20 protein-coding genes are annotated in these 26,516 nt (G+C 51.1%); 9 read left to right on the top strand and 11 right to left on the bottom strand.

Annotated features, from left to right (window positions below; translation table 11 throughout):
- From J4E05_RS21230 to J4E05_RS21260, 7 genes are all read right to left on the bottom strand, one after another.
- Entirely contained in the window at positions 1 to 867 is an 867-nt protein-coding gene (locus J4E05_RS21230) for a PfkB family carbohydrate kinase (protein ID WP_349599883.1), read from the bottom strand.
- The gene (locus J4E05_RS21235; protein WP_349599886.1) at positions 864 to 1,718 is read right to left on the bottom strand and encodes a sugar phosphate isomerase/epimerase family protein; all 855 of its coding nucleotides are present in this window, start codon (positions 1,716 to 1,718) and stop codon (positions 864 to 866) included. Before J4E05_RS21235 ends, J4E05_RS21230 begins: the two co-directional genes overlap by 4 nt.
- A 27-nt stretch (positions 1,719 to 1,745) precedes the next feature.
- Positions 1,746 to 2,609, bottom strand: coding sequence for a carbohydrate ABC transporter permease (locus J4E05_RS21240; protein WP_085595006.1), 864 nt, complete (start codon positions 2,607 to 2,609; stop codon positions 1,746 to 1,748).
- The gene (locus J4E05_RS21245) at positions 2,606 to 3,577 is read right to left on the bottom strand and encodes a carbohydrate ABC transporter permease (protein ID WP_085595004.1); all 972 of its coding nucleotides are present in this window, start codon (positions 3,575 to 3,577) and stop codon (positions 2,606 to 2,608) included. The genes J4E05_RS21240 and J4E05_RS21245 overlap by 4 nt, the downstream gene beginning before the upstream one ends.
- 7 nt (positions 3,578 to 3,584) lie before the next feature.
- Positions 3,585 to 4,907 carry an ABC transporter substrate-binding protein gene (locus tag J4E05_RS21250; protein WP_349599889.1) on the bottom strand — a complete coding sequence of 441 codons (1,323 nt, stop codon included), beginning with the start codon at positions 4,905 to 4,907 and terminating at the stop codon, positions 3,585 to 3,587.
- Positions 4,908 to 4,934: 27 nt separating this feature from the next.
- A complete protein-coding gene (locus tag J4E05_RS21255) occupies positions 4,935 to 5,948 on the bottom strand; it encodes an SIS domain-containing protein (protein ID WP_085595000.1) in 1,014 nt (337 codons plus the stop codon).
- A 258-nt stretch (positions 5,949 to 6,206) separates the two neighbouring features.
- Positions 6,207 to 7,226: a LacI family DNA-binding transcriptional regulator gene (locus J4E05_RS21260; RefSeq protein WP_085594998.1), complete on the bottom strand. Its 1,020-nt coding sequence runs from the start codon at positions 7,224 to 7,226 to the stop codon at positions 6,207 to 6,209.
- Between the two features lie 449 nt (positions 7,227 to 7,675).
- Here J4E05_RS21260 and J4E05_RS21265 point away from each other — a divergent pair, with 449 nt between their 5' ends.
- The 6 genes from J4E05_RS21265 (at position 7,676) to J4E05_RS21290 (ending at position 17,176) form a co-directional block, all read left to right on the top strand.
- The gene (locus tag J4E05_RS21265) at positions 7,676 to 9,982 is read left to right on the top strand and encodes an Orn/Lys/Arg family decarboxylase (protein WP_349599893.1); all 2,307 of its coding nucleotides are present in this window, start codon (positions 7,676 to 7,678) and stop codon (positions 9,980 to 9,982) included.
- A gap of 69 nt (positions 9,983 to 10,051) precedes the next feature.
- Entirely contained in the window at positions 10,052 to 11,509 is a 1,458-nt protein-coding gene (locus J4E05_RS21270) for a basic amino acid/polyamine antiporter (RefSeq protein ID WP_349599896.1), read from the top strand.
- 93 nt (positions 11,510 to 11,602) lie between these two features.
- Positions 11,603 to 13,936, top strand: a complete 2,334-nt coding sequence (locus J4E05_RS21275; protein WP_349599899.1) for an Orn/Lys/Arg family decarboxylase — start codon at positions 11,603 to 11,605, stop codon at positions 13,934 to 13,936.
- 59 nt (positions 13,937 to 13,995) lie between these two features.
- A complete protein-coding gene (gene arcA, locus J4E05_RS21280) occupies positions 13,996 to 15,216 on the top strand; it encodes an arginine deiminase (RefSeq protein ID WP_349599901.1) in 1,221 nt (406 codons plus the stop codon).
- 23 nt (positions 15,217 to 15,239) lie between these two features.
- Entirely contained in the window at positions 15,240 to 16,241 is a 1,002-nt protein-coding gene (argF, locus tag J4E05_RS21285) for an ornithine carbamoyltransferase (RefSeq protein WP_349599904.1), read from the top strand.
- Between the two features lie 5 nt (positions 16,242 to 16,246).
- Positions 16,247 to 17,176, top strand: a complete 930-nt coding sequence (locus J4E05_RS21290; protein WP_349599907.1) for a carbamate kinase — start codon at positions 16,247 to 16,249, stop codon at positions 17,174 to 17,176.
- Between the two features lie 170 nt (positions 17,177 to 17,346).
- On the opposite strand, the gene J4E05_RS21295 is transcribed toward J4E05_RS21290, so the two are convergent.
- From J4E05_RS21295 to J4E05_RS21305, 3 genes are all read right to left on the bottom strand, one after another.
- The gene (locus tag J4E05_RS21295; RefSeq protein ID WP_349599910.1) at positions 17,347 to 18,321 is read right to left on the bottom strand and encodes an alpha/beta fold hydrolase; all 975 of its coding nucleotides are present in this window, start codon (positions 18,319 to 18,321) and stop codon (positions 17,347 to 17,349) included.
- 200 nt (positions 18,322 to 18,521) lie between these two features.
- Positions 18,522 to 20,594, bottom strand: coding sequence for a TRAP transporter large permease subunit (locus tag J4E05_RS21300; protein ID WP_349599912.1), 2,073 nt, complete (start codon positions 20,592 to 20,594; stop codon positions 18,522 to 18,524).
- 91 nt (positions 20,595 to 20,685) lie between these two features.
- Positions 20,686 to 21,732 carry a TRAP transporter substrate-binding protein gene (locus J4E05_RS21305; protein WP_349599915.1) on the bottom strand — a complete coding sequence of 349 codons (1,047 nt, stop codon included), beginning with the start codon at positions 21,730 to 21,732 and terminating at the stop codon, positions 20,686 to 20,688.
- Between the two features lie 182 nt (positions 21,733 to 21,914).
- On the opposite strand from J4E05_RS21305, the gene J4E05_RS21310 reads away from it, so the two are divergent.
- Positions 21,915 to 22,904: a LysR family transcriptional regulator gene (locus J4E05_RS21310; RefSeq protein ID WP_349599918.1), complete on the top strand. Its 990-nt coding sequence runs from the start codon at positions 21,915 to 21,917 to the stop codon at positions 22,902 to 22,904.
- Between the two features lie 271 nt (positions 22,905 to 23,175).
- Here the strand turns inward: J4E05_RS21310 and J4E05_RS21315 are convergent, their stop codons facing one another.
- A complete protein-coding gene (locus tag J4E05_RS21315) occupies positions 23,176 to 23,856 on the bottom strand; it encodes a GntR family transcriptional regulator (RefSeq protein WP_349599921.1) in 681 nt (226 codons plus the stop codon).
- A 118-nt stretch (positions 23,857 to 23,974) separates the two neighbouring features.
- On the opposite strand from J4E05_RS21315, the gene tcuA reads away from it, so the two are divergent.
- Positions 23,975 to 25,363 (top strand): FAD-dependent tricarballylate dehydrogenase TcuA, encoded by a 1,389-nt coding sequence (tcuA, locus tag J4E05_RS21320; protein WP_349599924.1) that lies wholly within the window; start codon positions 23,975 to 23,977, stop codon positions 25,361 to 25,363.
- Positions 25,347 to 26,477: a tricarballylate utilization 4Fe-4S protein TcuB gene (gene tcuB, locus J4E05_RS21325; RefSeq protein WP_349599927.1), complete on the top strand. Its 1,131-nt coding sequence runs from the start codon at positions 25,347 to 25,349 to the stop codon at positions 26,475 to 26,477. The genes tcuA and tcuB overlap by 17 nt, the downstream gene beginning before the upstream one ends.
- The last annotated feature ends 39 nt before the right edge of the window (positions 26,478 to 26,516 follow it).

Genomic DNA, 26,516 nt, shown 5'->3' on the forward strand with positions numbered 1-26,516 from the left:
TCAGCAGTCCTCCGCGGACGTAATAACTTTGGCGTATTTATGAAACAGCCATGCCGGTATGCGGCGAAGTTTCTGGGGGAACCCGCCCTGATGCAGACAGGTTTCCGCCGCCGAGGCTGTGGCTTCCTTAAGGGCTGTTTCGGCAGATTTATGCTCGCAGCAGAACGCGGTGATGAAGGTGGCAATAAAGCTGTCGCCAGCGCCACATGTATCAACAACATCGATCTTTTCGGCCGGTGCATGCCAGATGGTTGCGCCATCGTCAAAATAAGCGCCGCGCTTTCCGCAGGTCAAAACGACATTTTTTGCTCCTGCCTGCCGCAGTGCCGCGATGATTGGCGTAACCTGTTCGTCGGGGTTTTCCGGCCCGGCTGCGAAAACCAAAGGAACACCAACAAGTGTTATGGCAAAATGAGACGTCGAGACGTCAAGACTGAAGGCGATGTCGTCAGCGACAAGTTGCCGGACCAGTTGTTGCGAAGAATTCGTTCCAAGATGGACCCAGTCAGCATTAATCAGGGCCTTGTAGCGGCTGACTGACGGCAGGTAATTTTCACCAATCCCGAGATCCTCGAGCAGGAAGCGGCGATCACCGGCTTTTTCCTGCAAAAGGGTTACCGCGGTATCCCCGGCGAGGCGCTCGACATCATCGTTTGAAAGGCCGATCCGGGTAATCTCGTCAACAATGACGTCCCCTTCACTATCTTTGCCAACCGCCCCGAAATATCGGGCGGACCATCCTTTTCGTGTCCATTGTACGGCAACGTTCAATGCGTTGCCGCCAACCGCCATGACATTCTTGGTCAGATAAACGTCAAGGCAGTTATCTCCGACCGTAATCAGTTTGGGGGATGTGTTGGACATCATGCCGACACCGCGCAATCGTAAAGATACGGCGAGATCGCCTGAAGGTTTCGGCTAAGAGCCGTGACCGGATCAAGTGCATAGCTACCATTGCCAAATGGTTCGAACGATATTTTCCCTTTATAACCGAAGCTCGCAATTTCCGTCACATAGTCGCCAAGGGGCAAATTGCCGTCCCCCCAAACCAGATGACCGTTCGGTGTACCGTCGACCAGTTGAATATGCGCAAGCCGGTCCCCGAATTTTTCAAAATAATCCGATACAGTATCGCCAGCTGTTGCCATTCCGACCGTATCAAGGACAACGTCAATATTGCCGCGTGACACCTCATTCAGCATGCGTTCAAGACCGCGCGCATCGGTGATCAGGTTAGTTTCAACCCGTTGCAACGGTTCAAGAAGGCAGCGCAAGCCGTTCCGTCTGGCATGATCGGCAATCTGGCCAATTGCATGGGCCGAATGTTCCCAGGCTTTCTCGATGCAGTCGGTTTCAAAACCGCGCCCGGATGTCAAAAAGAGATATTTGGCCCCCAGATCAGCGGCGATATCAGCGGCGCGATAAAAAAGATCGATGCTTTTTTGCCGCAATACGGGGTCACCTGCAGCAATATTGATCGGATAAATTACCTGTTCTGGCGTGTAGCACCAGGTTGACAAGCCATGTTCGACCAGAATTTCACGCACCTGTTTTACACGACTATCATCGCCATGAAACAGATCGAGATGCGGGGTAATGCCCCATAATTCTATTTCCTTGAAACCAAAATCGCGCAGCACTTCGGCGACCTTTTCAAAAGGAAAATGTTGAAAGCTGAAATTGGCCCCAATCAGCTGGCGGGACGTAAGTTGCGACATTGGGAATGGCTCCTGTCTGGAGAAGAATTATTTGCCGATACCTTCTGTCAGGCCACGAATGAAGTAGCGTTGCATAACGAAGAAAATGATCACAATAGGCAGGGCCGAAATCGTCATGGCGGCAAACACCTGGGCATAATTTGTGCCATGCTTTGCCATCAGGGATGTCAAGCCGACCGGCAAGGTTTGAACACTGACGTCGCTGGTGAAAATCATCGCGAACAGATATTCATTCCATGAAAACAGGATGTGTAAAATCACACATGAAACGATGATGGGCTGACATAAGGGCAGCATGATTTTTCTGAAAATCTGACCTTCAGTGGCACCATCCATCATGGCTGCTTCATCCAGATCACGTGGTAATTCAAGCATATAGGCACGGATCAGAAAGGTCGTGAAGGGAACGCGAAAGGCAGTGTAAAGAATGATCAGTGCCCAGTGCGTATTGTACAGGCCAAGCGACTGCAACATGCGCACCAACGGTATAACCGCGACTGTCGGGCTTAACATCATGCCGCCAAGAACAAACATGATCACAAGCGGTTTTCCCGGCATTTTTGTTCTGGTCAAGCCAAAGGCCGTCCATGCGCTGATAAAGATCGTACAGATGGTCGAGGCGATCGTTACCAGAAGGCTGGAGGTTAAAAAGGTGCTGACACCCTGGTTCCACGCGGCAACATAATTGTCGAGAGACCAGTTATCGGGAAACGAAAAAGGCTGGTTAAAGATTTGCGAATTGGACTTGAAACCGCTCAATGCCATCCAGAATAACGGATATAAAACGATGATGCCCAGGCACACCAGAAACGCCAGCAGGAAAGTTTTGGCGATGACGGCCCACGCATTTGCGTGTTCGGTCTGTGGCGGGGAAAAAGTCGTACTGCTCATGACTGTACTCTCCGGCTTTTGGTATACCAAAGCTGTGCTGCCCCACAGATCATCGTGACAACAAAGATCACAACGGCAATTGCGGCGCCGTAGCCAAAGTCGTTTTGAATGAAGCCCTGTTGGTAAAGCCATGTTCCAAGAACCTGACTGCTGTTGTTCGGGCCGCCCGCCGTCATCACCATTACTTCGTTAAAAACCTGAAAGGCGCCGGTAATAGTAACGATGGTCATAAGACCGGTCATTTCACGGGTCATGGGTAGTGTAATCTTGAACAGGCGACGCAACGGCCCCGCACCATCCATAATTGCGGCATCATAAAGTTCTTTGGGAATTTTCTGGATCGCGATGGTGAACAACAATGTTGAATAGCCAAATCCCTGCCATTGGCTCATTGCAATGATCGCGTAGATTGCCGTGTGCTCGTTGCCCAGCCACGGGATCGAAAGCTGTTCAAGTCCAAGAAATTTCAATGCACCATCAAGCAAGCCCAGATCGGGTTGATAGATGAAGTAAAACAGCAAGCCAGTGACCGTGGTCGAGATGGCAGAAGGGACAAAATAGATGGCACGCCAGAAATTCCGCCAGCGAACGCTCCCCAGCCCTTCAATAAGTGCTGCAACCATAAACGCGCCGAAGACCTGAAAAACAATAGACAGGATCGCATACAGGCAGTTGTTCCAAAGCGCCTGCCATACCACGGGGTCATGGAACAACCTGGTATAGTTTGCAAACCCGACATTGGTAAGTTCACCGGTGAATATGTCCTGGTTGGTCGTACTGACCCTGAAATTGTCGATAATTGGAAAATAGACGAACCAGCCAACAACAATGAGTGCAAGAAGAGCCCAGCGTAATGACAGTATTTTACCCATGTAAAAATGGAAAGTGCTCTCGGCTTCCGGCAGCCCGCGGGTCGCGGCGCCATATCCTAAGGCGCCGCTTTCAATATTTTCAGGAAAGGGTGTCATCCTGACCTCACTTTGCTACGGCTTTTGAGGCCTCTCGGACTGTTCCCATGACATCCTGCGGGGTCATTGATCCACCAGCCAGGGCCTGTAAACTGGACAACCATGCTGCGGCAACGCGGGGATGGTTAACGGTGTCAAGCCAGGGCATCAGGTACGAAGCTTTTTCGATTTCGGCCATGCCTTCAACAACAGACGGGTTCATCATGGATGCATCCGCACCGCCGATAACCGCGCTGGGTTGCCCATAAGGGGGTGCCGAAAGGATTTTACCGTGTTCCCTGGTGGTGACGAATTTCATAAAATCGATCGCCAGCGGGACATTTTCGGCTTCCGTGTTGATCATATATCCTTCAGGCGCACCTTCGATGGCATGCGGGTCGCCGGTTGCATTTTCCGGCGCAGGCAACGGAAAAAAGCCGAAATCGCCGGTTTTTAACTGGCTGTCAGCACCCGTTGACTGGTCAAATTCGATGATTTCCTGATAATACATGGCCGATTTTGCGTCGGTCAGTGCTTGAAGTGCGGACCGGTAGGATGTGCCATTCATCTCCGCACCCTCCGTACAACGATCTTGAAACTGCTTGAACTGTTCGAGTGCTAAAACATAGCCGGGATTGTCATATTTGGCAGTGTCGGGGTCGAAGTCCTGCTCAAGCGTTTCCTGCGGGACGTTATAAGCCAGCAATTGACCGACATAGTGAACAAGCGGCCAGGCTTCCTTGTTGCCAATGGAAACCGGAGTGATGCCCGATTGGCGAATGACATCGCAACTTTTGAGAAAATCTTCAAAATTATCGGGTTTTTTCAAACCCAGATCGGCGAAGATCTTCTTATTGTACCCCATGAATTTCGCGTCGAGATATAACGGGATGCCATAATATTTCCCGTTGTAAATGAAAGCCTTAACTGCAGCGGGTGTCATTTTGCTACCCCAATCCGTGTCCGGGGCGATCACCGGAGTCAGGTCAACAGCGCGTTTTCCGCGAATAAAGTTGCCTCCCCAACTGCCTGTCCAGGAAAAATAGATGTCAGGCAGTGAATTTGTTGCGACGAGTGCCTTGGTTTTGTCTTTAACGCTGTCATCGGTTTCCTGAATAAGTTTAACCGTCACATCGGGGTGCAGCTTTTCATATTCTTTTGCAATATCGGCAAAATAGGGTGAAAGCTGTTGCAGACCGAATTTGGTCAGAATAGACACCGTACCGCTGTAATCGACCTTTGCATTCGGATCGGCAATGACGTTTTCACGGGCAAAACTGCTCGTTGCGGATAGACCAAAAAGTGCCAGCGCGGTCATTGTGACCGTCATTGTTTTAGTTGATTTTCCCATGTGAAGCCTCCGTGATGTTTTGTGGCATCAGTATTCGACGCGTTTGTAGTAACGACGGGTGGTCAGAGGGTGGTCGCGCAGAACCTCAAGATGTGCGCTAAGCCGTTCAAGCAGGGTCGCCAGAACGACAGGAGAGATCAGGCTGCGAACCCGATCGGAAAGTCCTGGCAGTTCGACCGAAGCCGTATCAAGAACCCAGACGCGATCTGTATAACGTTTCACAAAGTTCTCGACGCGATCCGAAAGCGGGCGGAACGCATCTTCGCCCTTGAAGACAAAGACACTGACGCCAGGTTCCACCAGTTCCAACGTACCGTGGAAGAAGTCCGCCGCATGAACCGGACGAGTTCGGATCCACTGCATTTCTTCAAGAATGCACATGCCATAATAATGGGCTTCCGGCCACACAGCGCCGGCGCCGGTAAAAATATGATAACTTTCATTCTGGATGGCCTTGGCCAGTTTGGCAGCCTGATCTTCATAAGCAGCCTTGGCATCAGCCAACAGGACGGGAACATTTTGCAGTTCGGAAACGATGGTTTCGTAATCGTCGATTTCACCGCGCTCGGCCAAAAGAGCAAGAACGATTAGCAAGGTCTGAAGATAGAAAGATTCCGACGAGGTATCGTCCTCGGCGAAATTGGTAAAGTTGTAATCTGCCTCCTGCGCCAGCGGTGTGTCAGAATGCCCTGTCAGTGACAGGGTGCGAACACCACGCTTCTTCAGAAAAGCCAGAAGTTCGACGCTTTCCTTTGTCGTCCCGGAAAGGGAGGGCAAAACAACCAGCGCTTTTTCATCAAAACCAGCAGGGGGATCAAGAACCACCTGAGCAGGATATTGTGCGCTGACAGGAAACGTCGAATAGCGCTGGGCAAGTTCGATGGCCGGGAATGTCAGCAATTGTACGCCTCCAGTCCCCATGAAATAGAGCCGTTCCACGCCATTGGCGAGTTCATTGCGCATAAGGGCGCGAACGTCCTCTGCGATGGCAACGGCACCACTTTGAATCTTGAGAAAGCGGTCCTTGTCGAAATTCAGCATTTAGTCGTTCCTTGTGTTCCGGTTATCGGAGAACGTGATAACGGCGACATGCGTGCCGCAACACGGTTCAGGATGGTTCTACCGGTTTTCAAATCAATGAGATCGATCTCATATTTTCTAAAAAAAAGAGAAACAGGTTTGCGCTTGCGAAGAGTGAGATCGGTCTCACACGCAAAGTTAGCCACACGATTTTCCGTTTGGCAAGAAACTTTTTCGAACGCTTTTCGGATGTATGTTGTTGGCGGAGAGTTGAATTGTTCAGATTTGGGGGTTTGAAACCGATCCGCGAATAATCAGTTTTGTCGGGAATGTTGTGTTCCGGGGTGCCGCTTGCGAGCCCTTGATCCGCTCAAGAATCAGTTCGGCTGCCAACGGTCCGATCCTGGAAATCGGTTGTGCAACAACAGTAATCTGCGGGTCGGTGAATGTGGCAAGATCAAAATCGTCAAAGCCGACAAGAGACACATCTCTGGGAACCGATAACCCCATTGTGCGCAGCCCGAGCAAGGCCCCCTGTGTCATCAGGCTGTCAACCGTGAACAGTGCTGTTGGGCGGTCGCGACGGCTAAACAGGCGTATGGTTGCATCGACGGCATGTTTAACAGTTGATCGCGAAACACTAATCAGGTTTTTGTCCACGGTAATACCGTGTTCCTGCAAAGATTTTGTATAGCCGGCAAAACGCTCCTGTGCGGTAAAAATACGCGAATCATCTTGCAGGATCGCAATACGGCGATGACCGTTTGCAATAAGATAATCGACAGCTTCTTTGGCACCGCCTTCATTGTCGACGAGGATGCTGTCGCATTGTATGTCTTTTGCGACACGGTCAATCAGAACAATTGGCGCGCCGTCTTTGGCAAGTCTGGCGATGTGCTGATTGTCATCACCAGATGTTGGCGCCAGAATGAAACCGCGGATATTAAGAGCGCGCAAATTGTCGAGCAACGCCTTTTCCTGGTCTACATCTTCCTCACTGCTGGCAATCAAAAGGTTATAGCGGTGCTTGCGCAGCTCAACGTCAAGATCGTGCGCAATCCGCGCGAAGAAAGGGTTCTGAATGTCACCAGGCACAAACCCGATAATCGGCAGCTGTCCATGTCGGAGCGCCTGGGCGACACGGTTACCGCGATAGCCCAGTTTTTCTGCTGCTTCCAAAACACGTGCGGCGGCTTCTTCTCCGACATATCCATAGCTGTTTAATGCGCGCGCAGCCGTTGCACGGGATACATTGGCAACTGCAGCAACATCCTTAAGGGTAATTGTTTTGGGCGCCAAGAATTTGAACCCCTACCGGTCTGTAACATAATGAACTGTTGCACAGGCTACAGCTATAAAGAGATGAGACGATATTTGGTGAGATATCAGGTTGAAGTTTGAATTGGCAAGTGCTCCGCCCGCATTAACTGATTTATTCCCGCTTGTATCTCTCTAGCCTTTGCTCTGCATCGGCGTCGTTAGGCCATTATATATGGTTACCAAGATCTGATGCGCCAACGTCAACAACCTCGCAGCAACAGGTCATACGTCGCAAATTCGAAAAACAAACTCAATGCAAGATTGTATGACGCAGCAGGAAGAAGTTGCATTTTAATTATAATCAGTTAATTTAATAATATTTGATATACGTCACAGAAATGGAATGACTTTAACGGTAACAATAACTTGCCGTGCATCATTCTAACCCCACTCGCCATGCCTTCCTCCAGCCCCACGGAAGAATCCCCATGCACAACACGCCAATGCCCCCTCACCTCGGGCAGAAATTTCCCGTTTTAATTGTTACAGGCACGAATGATACGGACAGCCCGCTGGCCAACCGGGCACGGGAACTTGTTGATGACATTACGTTGTCCGGGTTAACCGTTGATCTTGTCCACAGCGACGCCGAGGGTGCCGCCTATATCGCCGCGACACCGCAAATAAGCTGCGCGATATTAGGACTGGATCACGAAACCGATAACCTTAACCAGCTTGAAACACTGGTCCATGCGATCCGGCGCCATGGCCGCAATCTGCCAGTTTTTGTCGCAACATCGCGCATGGCCATTGGCCGCCTTCCCGTTGCACTTTTAAAAGAAACCGAAGGCTATATCTGGCTGTTTGAAGACTCCCCCGCCTTTATTGCCGGGCGCATTGTTGCCGCTGCCCGCCGCTATCTTGATACTGTGCTACCCCCGTTTTTCGGGGCGCTGGCCAATTTTGCCAAGGTCCACGAATATTCGTGGCATACGCCCGGGCATACCGGTGGAACGGCTTTTCGTAAAACGGCCGTGGGCAGCGCCTTTTTAAACTTCTACGGCGAAGAAATGCTGCGATCCGACCTTTCGGTTTCGGTAGGCGAGTTGGGCTCTTTGAATGACCATTCAGGCGCCTTGAAGGAAGCCGAACAGTTCGCCGCAAAGACATTCGGGGCGGATTTCACGGTATTTTCCGTAGGTGGAAGCTCGGCCAGCAATCAAATGGTCCTTCATGCCTTTGTAACCGATGGCGATGTCGTTCTGGTGGACCGAAACTGCCACAAATCGCTGAACTATGCCCTGAACATGACCGGCGCTGTACCTGTCTATCTGATGCCACGCCGCAACCATCGCGGGGTCATCGGCCCCGTCCCGCGTGAAGAAATGACAGCGGAAGCAATCGCAGCCAAAATCAAGGCCAATCCGCTGGTCAAAAAAGGCCGGGACAAACCGGTGCTGGCGGTTCTGACGAATTCGACCTATGACGGATTATGTTACGACATTACAACAACAACGCAGCTTCTGGGTCAAAGCGTTGATCGCATTCATTATGACGAAGCATGGTATGGCTATGCCCGTTTTAACCCGGTTTATGCCGGACGGTTCGGCATGCATGATGAACCGCACAAAACCTCGGACCCGACAGTAACCGCAACCCAATCAACCCACAAATTGCTGGCAGCCCTGTCTCAGGCATCCATGGTTCATGTGCGTCAGGGGCGCAAGCCAATTGACTTTGCCCTGTTTAACGAAGCCTTCATGATGCACACCTCCACCTCGCCGCAATACAGCATCATGGCATCGACCGATATTTCAACAAAAATGATGCACGATGCCGGCCCGGCATTAACCGAAGAATGCATTCGCGAGGCCATTGATTTTCGTCAGGAAGTTGGCCGTATCGGCGAGGAAATTCTGGGCAAAAACAGTAATGACTGGTGGTTTGAAACCTGGCAGCCTCAACATGCCGGCGCCGCATCGTTTGTGGATGCCAACCCCGACATGCTTGCCAACGACCCGAAATTTTGGGCGCTAAATGCGGACGATGACACATGGCATGGCTTTGGCGACCTTGGTGCCGGCTATTGCATGCTAGACCCGATCAAGGTGACGCTGTTAACACCGGGCATTAATGCCGATGGCAGCCTTGCGGAAAACGGCATTCCTGCGTCCATTGTATCGGCATTTCTTGATGCGCGCGGCATCGTTGTTGAAAAGACCGAGCCCTATTCCATTCTGGTCCTGTTTTCGATAGGCATCACCAAGGGCAAATGGGGTTCGCTTGTCAGTGCGCTGCTGGAATTTAAAGATGCGTATGATGCAAATGCCCCCCTTGAAGACGTTATTCCCAGCCTGACCAAATCATTTCCTAAACAGTATCAAGGATTGGGCATTAAAGAATTTGCGGCCGAAATGCATGCGTTTCTGGCAGAAACCGCCCTTCTCGACCATCTTGATGCGGCATTTATGGAACTACCCGTTGCCACCATGACACCCCGTGATGCCTATAACCAAATGGTTCGCGGTGATGTCGAAAGATTGCCGGTCTCAAAAATTATGGATCGGGTTTTGGCCGTTCAGATTGTGCCTTATCCGCCCGGCATTCCGGTTTTAATGCCCGGTGAAAAAATCACCCGATCTTCAAAATCCATCCTCGATTATCTGTCGGCAATGGAAAAATTTGATGCCCGCTTCCCCGGTTTCGAACACGAAACACATGGGGTCGAAACACAGCGCGATGCCGATGGCCGTCCCGTCTATCACACGTATGTCCTGAACAAATCCGGTGCCTGATCGACCCGGAACAATCATTTCCTCACCCCAAAAATATAAGGGAAATGAGCATGATCAAGGGAGTTTTCCATGACTGACAAACCCACTACACAGAATGCAAACCCTGAATCCCGAAAGCTCGGTCTGGCAGGGTTGGTCGCAGTGGTTATCGGGTCCATGATCGGCGGCGGTCTTTTTAATCTGCCCCAGAACATGGCATCAGGGGCAGGCCTGATCGCCGTGTTTATTGCCTGGGTCGTCACCGGTGTCGGTATGTATTTTCTGGCAAATTCATTTCGCATTCTTGCCGATGAAAAACCCAACCTTAATACCGGCATTTATGCCTATGCCCGACACGGTTTTGGCAAATTCGTTGGTTTTGAAATGGCGTGGGGCTATTGGCTGTCGGCGGCATTTGGCAACGTTGCCTTTGCCGTGCTTGTCATGCAAACCCTGAACTATTTCTGGCCGGTTTTTGGTGACGGGCGTAACTGGCAATCTGTTCTTGGCGGGTCGCTGCTGATCTGGTCGATGAATTTTCTGGTTTTACGCGGTGTGCGACAGGCAAGCTCGCTTAATGTTGTTGCAACCATTGCCAAAATCGTTCCGATCATCCTGATCCTGATTGTTACGGCCATCGCCGCACACTGGGACCAGTTCACCTTTGATGCCTGGGGCAATGAACAGGGATTAGGCCCGATTGTGGACCAGGTCAAAAGCACCATGATGGTGACATTGTGGGTGTTTATCGGCATTGAAGGTGCCGTCGTCATATCCGGCCGGGCGCGTAAACCTGAAATGGTCGGCAGTGCCACGCTTATTGGCCTGATTGCCAGCCTGACCATTTATGCACTGATCTCGCTGTTGCCTTTTGGCATCATGTCACAGGAACAGTTAAGCGCGCTTCCCAACCCGTCCAGCGCCTATATCCTTGATCAGATCATTGGGGGCTGGGGGGCTGTTGTTGTCAATCTGGGACTGTTGATCTCGGTTCTAGGGTGCTGGTTGGCATGGACCATTCTGGTTGCCGAAGTGCCGTTTGCAGCGGCCTGTGATGGTGTTTTTCCCAAATCACTATCACACGAAAACAAACAGCACACACCCGCCCCCGCCTTGTGGCTTTCAAGCATCGTTATGCAGGTGACAATCTTTGTTGTCCTTTTTGCCAATGATGCCTGGATTTTCCTGATCAGCATTACCGGTGTAATGGTGTTGCCGCCTTATGTTGCCAGCACCCTTTATCTGTGCAAGCTGGCCTTTGCCCCGCAATTCAAGACAGAAGGCATATCTTCGCGCAATGCGGCCATTACAACGGCTGTATTAGGAACGATTTACAGCCTGTGGCTTCTCTATGCTGCGGGGCCGGTTTATTTCCTGATGTCGACGATTGTTTATGCCCTGGGCATTCCGGTTTTTTGGTGGGCGCGGCGCAGTTGGGAACCCGATGCACCGGTATTTCACGCCGTCGAAAAAATCTTTGCCATTCTCATGACCCTGACCGCGCTTATCGCAATCTACCTGTTTGCCAGTGGCAATATCGGGCTTTGATACCTGTTCGTTCCGGAGATGTTGCAAGCAGATCTCCGGAATGAACCGCGCCTATTGGTCTTCCCCGGCCCCTACCTTTGAAAGGCGATCAAAATGAGTTTTTATGACCTGTTTAAGTTTCTGGTTGTAGAACCCGAAAGTCACGATCACGACATACAGAACACGGCCTTAAGCGAAATACTTTCGGAAATTGAAAAACTGGGTCCGAAAGTGGTTCGGACAACCAGCATCAAGGAAGCAGAAATACAGCTTGCCCGCGATGTCAACTTTGGCTGTTTCCTGATCGCCGGGCAAACCGCAAAAGAAATAACCCGGCTTAACAGCTTTCTCGACCAGCTTACCATTATGGGGCTGTCGCCACCGGTGTTTGTGCTGGCATCCCAATTAGGAAAGTCCGAACTGGACCCGGGCCTGATCGAACGTGTGCGCGGTGTGATTTACCTTGAAGAAGACACCCCGGATTTCATCGCCAAGTTCGTTGCCCGCCATTTCCACGAATATGCCAATCAGCACAAAACACCATTTTTCGGCAAGGTTCTGGACTATGCCGAGGCCGGAAACGAAGTTTGGACCTGCCCCGGGCACGAAGGGGGTATGTTCTATCGCAAAAGCCCCGTCGGCCGAGTGTTCTTCGATTATATGGGCGAGGCCATTTTCCGCACCGATCTGGACAATTCGGTGGTAGAACTGGGTGACCTTTTAATCCACGAAGGCCCCGCCCTTGAAGCCCAAAGGCAGGCCGCCGAAATTTTCGGGGCAGACCGCACCTATTTCGTCCTCAATGGCACCTCCACCTCGAATAAAATTGCCACCGGTGCGCTGATCAGCCCCGGCGACCTTGTGCTGTTTGACCGCAATAATCATAAATCACAGCATCACGGCGCGCTGATGATGGCAGGCGGCGTTCCGGTTTACATTCCCACTGTTCGCAATTCCTATGGCCTGATCGGGCCGATGGACATGGCGGCTTTGGCAGAAGATGAACTGCGCCAGCGCATCAAGGACCACCCCTTGGTGAATGACCCCGATGCCTGGAAACGCGAACGCCCGTTCCGCCTGGCCATACTTGAAAATTGTTCCTATGACGGCACAATTTACGATGTTCGCCAGATCATCGAAAAACTTGGCAAGCTGTGCGACTATATTTTATTTGATGAAGCCTGGGCTGGCTTCATGAAGTTCCACCCCCTGTTTAAAGACCATTTTGCCATGGGGCTTGAAAACCTTGGCGACGATGCCCCGGGCCTGATTGCCACGCAATCAACCCATAAACAGCTGGCCGGTTTTTCGCAGGCATCGCAAATTCACATCAAAGACAGCCATATTCAAAATCAGAAACGGCTGGTCGCACATCGGCGCTTCAACGAGGTGTTTATGATGCACGCCTCGACCTCGCCGTTTTATCCGCTTTTTGCATCGCTTGATGTGGGCGCACAAATGATGAAGGGGCCGAACGGTACCTATTTGTGGGATCAGGCCATTCGCACGGCCATTGAAATTCGCAAAAAAATCCGGTTTTACAAACGCCGCTACGAAGCCGATGGCGGATGGTTTTTTGACCCGTTCGTCCCGGACAAAATTTCACTATCGGACACCCGGGGCGAGCAGCACGCATGGGAAGATGTTGACACATCCGAACTGGCACGGAACCCGGCAGCATGGGCCTTGGCCCCCAGTGCCAAATGGCACGGATTTGGCGATATGGCCAGCGGCCTTGCCATGACCGACCCCAACAAGCTGACATTGTTAATGCCCGGATTTGATCGAGAAACCGGCGACTTTGCCCCATTGGGCATTCCGGCCCCCTTATTGGCCCAGTTCCTGCGCGAACGCGGCATTGTTTGCGAAAAGAACGATATTTATTCCATCCTGTTTCTGGTCACTCCGGCAATTGAACGCAGCAAGGCAGGCACGCTGCTATCGGCGTTATGTGACTTCAAAAAACTGTTTGATGAAGATGCACCGCTGTCAAAAATGATGCCCGCCAAGGTTAAGGCCTATCCGGAAAGATACGGCACTGTCAGCATCCAGACGCTGGCAAAGGAAATGCATGCTTTTTTCAAAGGGCACAACCTGCCATCCCTGCAACGCCAGCAGTTTGAACTCGGCCATTTTCCAGAATTGGCTTTAACCCCGCAAAAGGCACATGCCGCCCTTGTTGCCAACGAGGTGGATTACATTCCGATTTCCGAACTGGAAAACCGCATCGCTGCAACCCTGACGGTGGTTTATCCACCGGGAATTGGCGTGATGGTGCCCGGTGAACGCTATTCAGAACAAACCCGCCCGCAACTGGATTATTTCAAAATGTTCGAGGAAAACGACAATCTTTTCCCCGGTTTTGAATACGAAATTCAGGGCATTTACAAAGAACACGATAGCACCGGCCGTGTGGTTTATCACACCTATGTGGTGCGTGAAGCCTAGCCAAACCAAGACCAAACAGAAATTCAAAACCTCTGTTTCCATCTGAAAGGCCGCGTAAAATGACAAAATTTTCTGTTCAGTCCGAATGTGGCACACTGCGCCAGGTCATCGTGCATCGCCCCGACCTGTCGCTGCGGCGTCTGACCCCGGCAAACTGCAAGGAACTGCTGTTTGACGATATTTTATGGGTCAAAAAAGCCCGACAGGAACATCAGGCCTTTGCCGATGAAATGCAAAGCCGCGGCATCAAGGTCCATTTGGTTCAAGACCTGTTATCCGACACGGTCGCAGACAAAAACGCCCGTGCATGGCTATTGGACAAACGGCTATCTGTCGCACATCTCGGTGCCGTTCTGCGCGACGAAATGATGACCTGGCTTGGGGAAATGCCCGCAGAACAACTGGCCGAATATCTGATCGGTGGCATTGCCGTTGCTGAATTGCCGTTAAAAAGTACCAGCCTGCCCATCGCCCTGATGGAACCGCATGATTTTGTCTTACCGCCCTTGCCCAACCAGCTATTCACCCGCGATACCACTTGCTGGATTTACGGCGGTGTTACCCTTAATCCCATGCACTGGCCCGCACGCCGTCAGGAAACCATGAATATGGCGGCGATCTATCGGTTTCATCCCATGTTTCGCGATGGTGACTTTTCGATCTGGTGGGGCGAAAACGAACAGGCACAGGCAGGATTGTCCCTTGAAGGGGGCGACGTTATGCCGATTGGCCACCGGACGGTTCTGATCGGCATGGGCGAACGTTCTACCCCCACAGCCGTTGAATCACTCTCGCGCGAATTGTTTCGTCAAGGTGCAGTCGACCGTGTCATTGCCGCTGCCTTCCCGCGTGATCGTGCCTTCATGCATCTTGATACGGTGTTTTCCTTCTGCGACCGCGACCTGGTCACGACGTTCCCCAATGTTGTCGACCGCATCAAGGCGTTCTCTATTCGGCCCGGTGAGGCAGAAGGCACCATTGATGTGCGTGCGGAAAAAACATCCTTTGTTGAAACCGTTGCCAGCGCGATGGACCTTAAAAAGCTGCGCATTGTGCCAACCGGCGGTGATTCATACGAAGCCGAACGCGAGCAATGGGATGATGGCAACAATGTTCTGGCCCTCGAACCCGGGGTCGTCGTTGCCTATGACCGCAATGTTTATACCAACACTCTGCTGCGCAAAGCTGGCGTCGAGGTAATCACCCTCGAAGGATCCGAACTTGGCCGCGGGCGTGGTGGCAGCCATTGCATGAGCTGCCCCATCGAACGTGACGCATAACAGTCTGATCAAGGAAAATGAAAATGGCTTTTAACCTCAAAGGTCGCAGTTTTGTAAAACTGCTTGATTTCACCCCGGCCGAAATTGGCTATTTGCTGCAATTATCCGCCGATCTTAAGGCCGCAAAACGGGCGGGCACCGAACAACCACGTCTGACCGGCAAACATATCGTTCTGGTTTTTGAAAAAGATTCAACCCGTACCCGATCGGGTTTCGAAGTCGCCGCCTATGACCAGGGTGCGCTTGTAACCTATATGGGGCCAACCGGGTCGCATATCGGCCATAAGGAAACGGTTAAGGATAGCGCGCGGGTTTTGGGCCGTATGTATGACGGCATCGAATATCGCGGTTACGCTCAAAGTTCGGTTGAAGAACTGGCACAATGGTCTGGCGTGCCCGTCTTTAATGGCCTGACGGATGAATTTCACCCGACCCAGATTTTGGCCGATTTTCTGACCATGCGTGAACATTTTGACGGCCCGCTCCATAGCGTGAAGTTCTGTTTTCTTGGCGATGCACGCAACAATATGGGCAATTCGCTGATGATTGGTGCGGCCAAAATGGGCATGGATGTACGTTTATGTGCACCAAAATCTTGCTGGCCATCGTCAGAACTGATTGAAACGTCCCGGCAAATTGCCCAACAAACCGGCGCCAAAATCACCATCACCGAGGACATTGACGAAGGTGTTGCCGGGTGTGATTTTGTTTATACCGATGTTTGGGTTTCCATGGGCGAGGATGACGCGGTTTGGGAAGACCGTATTCGTCTTTTAACCCCCTATCAAATCAACGACGCCCTTTTAAAACGTACCGGCAACCCGGCTGTTAAATTCATGCATTGCCTGCCTGCATTTCATAATGCAGACACCACCGCAGGCAAGGACATACAGGAAAAATTTGGCATCAGTTGTATGGAAGTCACCGAGGAGGTTTTTGAATCTTCCGCCTCTATCGTGTTTGATCAGGCCGAAAACCGCCTGCACACCATCAAAGCCATTCTTGTGGCAACAATGGGGGCCTGAAAATCATGCGGTTCGTCATTGCCCTGGGGGGTAACGCCCTGTTACGTCGTGGTCAGAAAATGACCGTCGAAAACCAGCGGGAAAATATTCGCGCGGTGGCATCGGGCATTGCCCGGCTGGCGGGCGAGCACGACATTATCCTTACCCACGGCAATGGCCCGCAAGTTGGACTAATCGCCTTGCAAAACGCCACATATCGCGCGGTAGACGGCTATCCGATGGATGTGCTCGATGCCGAAAGCGAAGGCATGATTGGTTACCTTCTGGAAACCGAACTGCGTAACAATCTGCCGACCGAACGCGATGTTGCAACACTTTTGACAGAAGTGGAGGTAGGGTTTGACGACCCTGCCTTCAAACACCCGACCAAACCAATCGGCCCGCAATATTCCGATGACGAGGCCCGTGTATTACAAGCCAAATGGGGATGGTCGATGGTGGATGATGGCGGCAAAAAACGCCGTGTTGTCCCCTCGCCGCTGCCCAAACGCATTTTACAGCAACGTTCAATCGAAACCCTGTCAGCCAGCGGCACAATTGTTATTGCGGTGGGAGGCGGCGGCATTCCAGTTACCAAGGATAAAAATGGTAAATGGCACGGTGTCGAGGCGGTGATCGACAAAGACCGTGCCTCGGCGGTTTTGGCCCGCGATGTCAATGCCAACGGGCTGATCCTGCTTACCGATGTTAACGCTGTTATGTTGAATTTTGGAACACCACAACAACAAGCCATCCGCCATGTAAAACCTGGCACCCTGAACCCGGTCGATTTCGCGGCCGGTTCGATGGGCCCAAAAATTGAGGCCGCAAACAGCTTTGCCGCAGCAAGAAAAGGCTTTGCCGCGATTGGCGCGCTAGAAGACCTTGAACAAATCATTCGCAACAAAGCCGGAACACGTTTTTCTATCGAAACTGAGGAAACACCCACTTCCTAGAAACCAACACCGTGTGATCGGGCTATTGCGTCACTGTTCTGCGTCTTTCAGGCTAAAGCATGACAATCGTGTTTATCTTTACCCCGAATTCCACGTGATACACTCAAGAATAACACCAATACAGCGCGCTCAGGCGCAACTGGCGGGATTTTCACCAAAGGTAAATCCAATCATACAGGCAAACCTTCCAGCCAGGTCTGAATCACTGCTGCGACATCGGCAGAATTCGTATCCATCATTAACATATGGCTGTTTCCATAAATTCCACGTTCCGGCAGTGACATAATTTCAACCGATGGAAAATTGCCGGCGAAATTTCGAATATCTTCGCGCATTCTTATCCATCTGGCATTTTTTTCAATCAGGTCACCAAGAACAATCAATGTCGGCACAGGCCATTCAGTAGCCAGGGTTGCAACATGAGAGATCGCAGCCGGTTCAAGCAAAACCAACGCCGAAACCAGTTCCGGGTGACGGGCTGCAGCCTCCAGGGCAAAAACACACCCTTGGGAATGTGCGATAATAACCCCCGGCCCGACTTTGCGTAATTCCTCAAGATAAGCTTCAATAATCAGATCGTCGGTTTGCGTCCACCGGGGAACCATTTGTGCTGCAAACTGTTCGATAGAATTCATCGGGAAAGCTATTTTATTAAATGCATAATCCTGCGCGCAAAAGGTCTTTCCGTTTGGAAGGTATTTCCCGAAACGGAATCGTTCAAAAACGGTTTCGATGGTTTGCGAAATCGGGGGCTCCCAAACATCGGGGATTGGCGCAAACCCCGCCCGCCCTCGTTCCACGGCATCGCTGACGTAAACATCCCAACCAGCGTGTAGAAAAATATCCCGAAAACCTGGCCGCCCGTCAGGTGTGGTTTCCCAGCACGCCCCTGTTAACCCCCCGCCATGCCAAAACAGTAATGGAAATTTCTGAACGGCAGGATCAGGCAAAAAATATTGCACATACATCTGCCCGACAACATAGCTGCCGTTGGGGTCGATGGTCGCGGGTCGCCCGGTACGCGTCAACTGGACCTGCCGTGGCTCCCCATCGGTAAGTTCAACAACTTTTCCCCCGATATGGAATGAACCCATTCCGCGCAAACGAAGGGAAATATCGCGCTGTTCAATTGATGACTGTAGCATTTTTTCTTTCAGAGATCGCAATCCGGACGATAAATAGGTCGCCCGGATTTGTCAGATGCCCCCGGCACCCGCAAAAAGAATAACAACAAGGACAAAGGCGAGAAGAACGCCTGTCACCCAGGGCCAGATACCATACGGCTGATATATCTGTTTGTTTTCAGGATTGCTCATGATGAACGGTTCCTTGTTATATCCCGGCGCTAGTGTGACAGCAGGTCGGGAAGCCACAATACGAGGTCAGGAAATGCAATGAAAAGGCACAGAACCACGAACTGAATGGCGATGAATGGCAAAACCGACGCAAAAATCTGCTGAAGCGTAATTTCTTTTGGCGCCACTGACTTTAACCAGAAACAGGCTGGCCCGAATGGTGGTGATAAAAAGTAAATCTGGATATTGAGAACAAACAGGATACCAAACCACAACTTGGCTTCTGTTGGAGAAAGACCAAGATCCGGCGCAAGAGCAACGACCACAGGCGCAAAGACCGGCACGGTAATCAGAACGATCGCAATCCATTCCATGAAAGTGCCCAGAACCAGAAGAACGGCCATCATGGCGATGACGATACCTAGTGCTGGCAACCCAAGATCAAGGAACATCTCACGCAGGTAGTCCCCGCCCCCGACAAGGTTAAAAATACCAACAAAAGAAATAGCACCCAGAATCAGCCACATAATGGTTCCGACCATCGACATGGTCGAAACCAGCGTGTCACCAAGCAAACTGGTGCGAAACAGACGCCCACGCAAAAATGCAATCAGAAGAGCCCCTACAACACCAACAGCCGCGCTTTCGGTGACCGAAGCAATACCCCCATAAATAGAACCCATAACGCAGAAAATAAGGATAACCGCCATCGCAACAGAGATCAGCTTTTGGCGCCCCAGTTTTCTGACAGGCACAAGGCCATTCTGAACCGCCTCGGCAGCAGTTGGCGCAAGCTTCGGGTTAAGATTAACCCGGATAAGAACATATGCGGCGTAACAGAATGCCAGCAATACACCAGGAACGATCCCGCCAATAAAAAGCTGACCAATGCCAACTTCGGCAGACAAACCATAAACAATCATAATGATCGACGGGGGAATAAGTGTTGCCAGCGCCCCGGATGCACAGATCAGACCAATAGACAGTTTCCGATCATAGCCAAGGCGCATCATTTGTGGCAGGGCCACAAGGCCAAGCATGACGATTTCGCCCCCCATGACACCAGACATGGCCGCAAGAATAACCGCCACGACAACCGTCTGAATGGCGACACCCCCCCGCAAATTACCGGCAAGAACCGACATGGCATCAAATAGATCTTCGGCAACGCCAGCGCGTTCAAGAATGGCTGCCATCAAGACGAAAAACGGCACCGCAACCAGGGTATAATGCTCCAGCATTCCCGCAGCATTGGTTGAAACAAGATACAGGCCGCGCGGACCAAAAAAGCCAATCGCGATAATTACTGAAACAAAGAGGGTAACAATCCCGAGCGGCATCCCTGTCATCATCAGGCTGATGAGCATAAGCACCATAATGATCGAGAGAGTGCCAAGATCAACCTTGCGTAACGCCAGGGCTTTGGAGGGATCAAGTGCCTTGCCAATATTGCTGGCAAATTCGGTTATGATGGCAAAAGGACTGGTATCCCCAAAGATCGCCACACCCAGGCCGGCAACAAAATATACAGCCATTAACAAGGCAACAAATTTAACCAGCGATTTCCCAATACCCGATGCCAGGCTTTGATGCAAATTGACCATCAACTGCATCAAATACAATGCTGCACCAAGGGCAAGGAACGCGCTGGTCAGTGTTGGCAAGGGTGAATTAAAGGCGCTGCCGGTACGGTCCAGTTTTGCAATTGCCCCATAAGCGCGGAACGATGCATCACTTAAAAGCAGAAACAGAGCCAGAATGCCCACAACCATGCCAAAAATCTCAAGGCATTGCTGTATCCGGGGCGGGGCAATATCACTCAGCACAGAAATGCGGATATGCCCTTTATTCAACGTGATATAACCCGCAGAGAACATCCATGATGCGGCGATCAGGGTCATCACCACTTCAAAGGCCCAATCAGTCGGGGCGTGCAGAATATAACGAGACCCGACTTCCCATAGAGTAGCGAAAGCCGCAACAACAATAAGAACCGAAATCGATATACCGCTATAACGGCTTAGATGATCAATAATACCGCTACGGGTTTGTGCTTTGTTTTCGTAACCGTCGAGACCGTGCTCTTCATAGTCGCGGCTTTGTGAAGCGGCTGCATCACTCATTTCTGAAACTACCCTGTTGGGGTCAAAAACTTCCCTTGGTCAGGCAACGAAGACGGCCCGGATGTGTTAATTCGTCACCCGGGCCAGCACGTCAATCGTTTGCCAGAAGACCAATACTTTTCAGGAATTTCACATGAGTATCGTAGGCCTCTCCCGCCAGTTTCGAGCCTGCGGCAAATTTCTTCCATTCACCCATGGCAATTTCCCGGAAGGCATCACGATCTTTTTGCGACCAATCGATGACTTCGATATCATCACCAGCCCGGTCAATCGCAACAAGTTCACGGTCATGCTGGTCAACCGCACGCCGAAGATCATTTGTCGCGGCTTCGTACCACACGGTCAAAATTTCCTGGTCTGCCTTGGAAAGCCCGTCCCACACAGAATTGGAAATTGTAAACTGTTGAAAAGGCGTTGAATGAATGCCGGGGAAGATCGGATATTTTGCAATATCGTGCATTCCATTAGCTTTATCATTTGAATAGGCGGAATTATCCGCCGCATCAATGATGCCTTTCTCCAACGAGGTGTAGACTTCAGAGCCCGGGATCGCTACCGGCGTCGCACCGGCGGCCTTAAAGACCGCAGAGGCCAACCCTTCGGGTGCCCGAATTTTCTTGCCCTTAAGATCGGCGACACCGCGAATAGGCACTTTCGAGACAAAAGATTCCCGGGAATAGGCCCCGCATCCGACAACGTGAACATCAAGGTTTTCTTCGTCATAGATCTTTTGCAGCATTTCTCGTCCGCCGCCAATCGAACAAAATGCCTGTGTCTGATCTGCACTGTCGTAACCGGCCGTCAAATCCCCCATAAGGGCAAAGGCCGGGTCCCGACCGGCAAAATACATGACCGACGTATAATCGCCGTCAAGTATGCCCATTGAAACGGCATCCGGGGTATCACGATGGGGGACAACCGCCCCGTTTGGCAGCAATTCAATGGTAATGCGCCCATCAGTCATTTCTGCAAGTTTTGGTGTCCAGTTTTCATTAAGATAACGCAAGCTGAAATGGCTGGCTGTTGCGGCGGTTTGAATTTTTAATTTCAAGGCATCCTGTGCCTGCGCCATAGGCGCTACCATCAAAACAGCGGCAGTGGCAAAGACTGCAGTCAGTGCTGTGGAACGATTTTTCATTTTTCCTCCCGTCTGGATGTTGGCAAACCATTCGGCCTGCCGTTTGCTTCCTGTTTCCCTTAAACAGTTTCATTTTTCCGGCCCGAGAAGCGTGGCAGATGAAATCGGCCATAGCGAATAAATATTATAAATACGAGCTATACCAAAACTGGTATATTCATAAAAAACCATGGGAGAAGCTCGTGAATGCAGACCTGATGCCTTTCCTTCGCCGCATGGATCTGAACTTGCTCGTCACTTTTGATGTTTTGATGCGCACGGGATCTGCGACTGAATCAGCCCAGTTGCTCAACAAAACACAACCTGGCGTTAGTCGGGATCTGTCACGATTAAGGGAGATATTTACCGATCCGCTACTTGTATGGAACCAGGGCCAATTTCAGCCAACCGAGCGCGCCCTTGAACTTCACGCAACAGTTCGCGAAGCATTGGGAACACTTGAGGCCGCTTTTCACGCGCCAGAAAGTTTTAACCCGGCCCAGGCGACCGGTGTCATCAATATTGGTCTCGGCGCACATCTCGAAATAGTGCTGGCCGGGCCGTTGTTGCGTGTTTTATCTGAAAAAGCACCCGAGGTTATTCCCCGGTTGCATCCTGTACATGGTGCCTTTGACCCGGACCAGATCGATAACAAACAGATCGATATAGCGATTGGTCTTTTCCGTGACATTCCCAAACGCATAAATGCCGAACGTTTATTTTCCGATATCCGTGTTGCCGTGATGTCGCCAAACCATCCACTTGCTTCACGCGAACAAATTGAACTGTGTCATTTGAAAGAATACAGCTTTTTTGCTTTTTCAAATATGTTTCAGCAGCGCACGAACTTTGACGAAGCCCTGAAACGTACCGGCTATCAATTGCCGTTTTCAGCCTATCTGTCGGGTTTTGGCATTACAGGTTTTGTACTCGAGCAAAGTAACTATGTAACGACAATGCCATATGTTACCGCCCTGGCGCATATTCGTCATTTCAATCTTGTTCATCGCAAGCTGCCATTAGCCCTCCAACCCGTCACTTTTTATATGATCTGGCCCAGACGACTGGAAAGCGACCCTCTTGTTAACTGGTCCATTAAAATATTGACGGACATTACGGTTCACGAAGTTGCGAAAATTAACAAAACCACGTTCAATGACACCGAAAATTATCCCCCGGATTTTAGCGGATAATTCTAAAAGTTAGCCGACCTTTCCCGGGGTTTCCAGGAACATAGCGAAACCTGAAACAAGACCTCTGTCCAACTGTACGCACAGGTCATGTGGCCCTGACCATACGCGACCCAACCTAAGTTTCGCAAAAAAAACACCGAAATCTCGGCCGATGCACACGATTTCGATTTTAACTCGCGTAATCATAACGGGAAATGCGCCAAGGTAATCCTGCTTGGTCAACTACTCGCACACTCGTTCAAACACAGCATCTTCATCGCCCGCACCAATATTATGGCGTCAATTGCGGATTATCTTGCTGGGTGTTGCGCAACAGTTTCATGCGCAATCTTTGCGCATTGCGAATATGAAGGCGTGCAGCGCTATCCGCTGCATCGGCATTACCATTGCGAATATTCTCAACTATCTCGCTATGTTCGTCATATGCACTTTGTGGACGCCCGTCATATTGCAGCGTTGTGCCGCCCAAAAGCGCCATTGAATTTGACAGGGAATTAAGCGCATCAATCAAATAACGGTTGTTTGCCGACCGATATAACGCCTGGTGAAACAGCCGGTTAATTTCAGCGACCTGTACCTGATCATGGCTGTTTTTAAGCATCAGCTCGTTTAAATCCTCAAGCTCGGCTATTTCCAGCTCTGATGCGTGACGCGCAGCATAGCGTGCTGCGGTACCTTCGAGCACCTCGCGGATTTCATAAAGTTCGATCACTTCGCGATGATCAAGTTCCTTTATTACGGCCCCGTGGCGCGGCACATGAATCAAAAGCCCGTCACTTTCAAGGCGGCGGATTGCATCACGCACCGGGGTGCGGCTGATATCAAACCTTTCCGCCACCTCCACCTCGCGGATTCGCGTCCCGGGTTTGAGTTCTCCATGCTGGATGGCCGCCAGAAGCTTCCGATAAGCGACTTCGCCGCGGGGTTGTTTATCAACGGAATCAGAGCTCATGACCAGGTACCTTGATTGTTTTTCTTGGTTTGAACTTGACACATTCATTTTCAAACTACAAGTTTGCGAACAATTGTATACAATAGTATTCTATAAAATACAAAAAGGTAACGCCTTGGTGAAAACACTGCATGATCATTACGATGTCCTTGTCGCCGGCGGCGGGCAAGCCGGGCTTATTGCCGCCATCGTTGCGGCCGAAAAAGGCGCACGGGTGTGCCTTCTTGAAGGGGCCCCCCGGCCCTATCGTGGCGGGAATACCCGCCATACCCGCAATCTGCGCCCCTTGCATGATGGTCCGCTATCTGTGCTAAGCGGCACATACGATGAAGCTGAATATTGGGAAGACCTGATGCGCGTCACCAAGGGCAAAACCAATGAAAAACTTGCCCGCATGACATTGCGCAAATCTGCCGGGGCGGTCAGTTGGCTTGAAGAACGAGGCGTACAGTTTCAACCACCCCTTGGCGGCACTTTACACCTGGGGCGGACAAACGCGTTTTTCATGGGGGGTGGAAAACAACTGCTAAATGCGCTTTATCGCCACGCTGAAAAACTGGGCATCGAAATTCACTATGATGCAATGGTAACCGGCATCGATATCCGGAATGGCGAATTTAAAAGCCTTCGTATCGGGGACGACACTGTTTCAGCCACGGCGTTTATTGCGGCCGCGGGCGGGTTTGAGGCCAATATTGAATGGCTTAAAGAAGCCTGGGGCGACATCGCCGAAAATTTCCTGATCCGCGGCACACCTTATAATCGAGGCGATCTTTTAAGGATGCTGCTCGATAATGGTGCCAGCCAGATCGGGGAACCCAATCAGTGCCATGCCGTTGCCATTGACGGGCGAGCGCCAAAATTTGACGGCGGCATTTGCACCCGTGTTGATTGTGTGTCGCTTGGTATTGTGGTCAATGAAAATGCCAAGCGTTTTTACGACGAAGGTGAAGATTTCTGGCCCAAACGCTATGCCATTTGGGGACGACTGGTCGCAGATCAGCCAGGGCAGGTCGCCCATGTGATCATTGACCAAAAAGCCAAAGGCGGCTTCATGCCCCCGGTATTTCCCGCGGTTATTGCCAATACCATTAAGGAACTGGCCGAAAAAATCGGCCTGGACCCCGATATGTTGGAGCAAACTGTTTCGAACTTCAATAACGCGGTTCAACCCGGTGATTTTGACCACACAACACTGGACGGTCTTCATACCAGCGGACTGACCGTTAACAAAACCAACTGGTCCCGCCGCATTGATCAGCCCCCCTATAGTGCCTATTCCCTGCGCCCGGGTATTACATTTACCTATCTCGGCGTCGAAGTCAGTGAGAAAGCGCGCATGAAAATGGCTGATGGCACCCTAAGCGACAACATCTATGCCGCCGGCGAGATCATGGCCGGGAATGTACTAGGCCAAGGATATCTGGCCGGCATCGGCATGACGATTGGCAATGTATTTGGACGAATTGCAGGAAGCGAGGCTGCTGATTATGCGCTCAACCGATAAAACAACCGAAGCTGCACGGGTGATGTCCATCTGTAACGCATGCCGCTATTGCGAGGGCCATTGTGCTGTTTTCCAGGCGATGGAACTGCGACTGGAATTTAATGCCGACACTGTCGATTATCTGGCCAATCTTTGCCATAACTGCGGGGCGTGTTATCACAATTGCCAATATGCCCCCCCGCACGAATTCCAGCTTAATGTGCCAGCTGCCATGGCTGAACTGCGTCAGGAAAACTATGGCGTTTATGCCTGGCCTGGCTTCATGGGCAAATTGTTTGTCAATAACGGCCTTTGGGTCAGCCTGTTGTCAATTGTCGTCATCGCCGCATTCTTTGCCGCAACAGTTATTCTAACCGGTGCCGACTTTTTTGCCGTTCACGACACTGCATTTTACGGTGTAATACCCCACAATGTTCTGGCCGCCCTGTTTGGCGCTGTGGGTGGTTTCGTTTTGCTGGCACTGGCCGCATCAACCGCCAAATTTTGGCGAACAATGCAACTGCCAAACCCATTGAAACTTGATTATCCCCAGGTTTATCAAGGCATCAAAGATGCCTTGTCGCTCAAATATCTTGATGGCGGCAATGGACAGGGGTGTTCTTATCCCGATGAAACCCCGTCGATGGCGCGCCGCTGGTTCCATCAAATGACATTCTGGGGTTTCATGCTGTGTTTTGCGGCAACATCGTCAGGTACGATCATGCATTACGGATTTGACATGCAGGCCCCATACGGTTTTACAAGCCTGCCTAAACTGTTTGGTATTGTGGGTGGTCTGGGCCTGATTGTCGGCCCTATTGGCTTACTTGTGCTTAAAAAAAGGGCCGATACCGCCCCAAAAGGCAAAACCAACAAAGGCATGGATATCAGCTTTCTGGTACTTTTGCTGCTTACCAGCATAACCGGGCTTGGCCTGATGATTGTTCGTGACACGCCCTATGTTGGCATAGCACTTTGCCTTCATCTGGGTGTCGTTTTAACCCTGTTTTTGTCGATGCCTTATGGCAAATTCATACACGGGTTTTATCGTCTGATCGCGCTGATTGTTTTTGCGGTTGAAAAGAATGACCACAAAGCAGTTGTCGGTGTCTGCGACAGCAAAAACCGGTCATAGGCCCCATTGCTTCCAAAGCACAACCACCAGAATAATAGC

The organism is Thalassospira sp. NFXS8 (assembly GCF_040148805.1).
In the GTDB taxonomy this organism is placed as follows: domain Bacteria; phylum Pseudomonadota; class Alphaproteobacteria; order Rhodospirillales; family Thalassospiraceae; genus Thalassospira.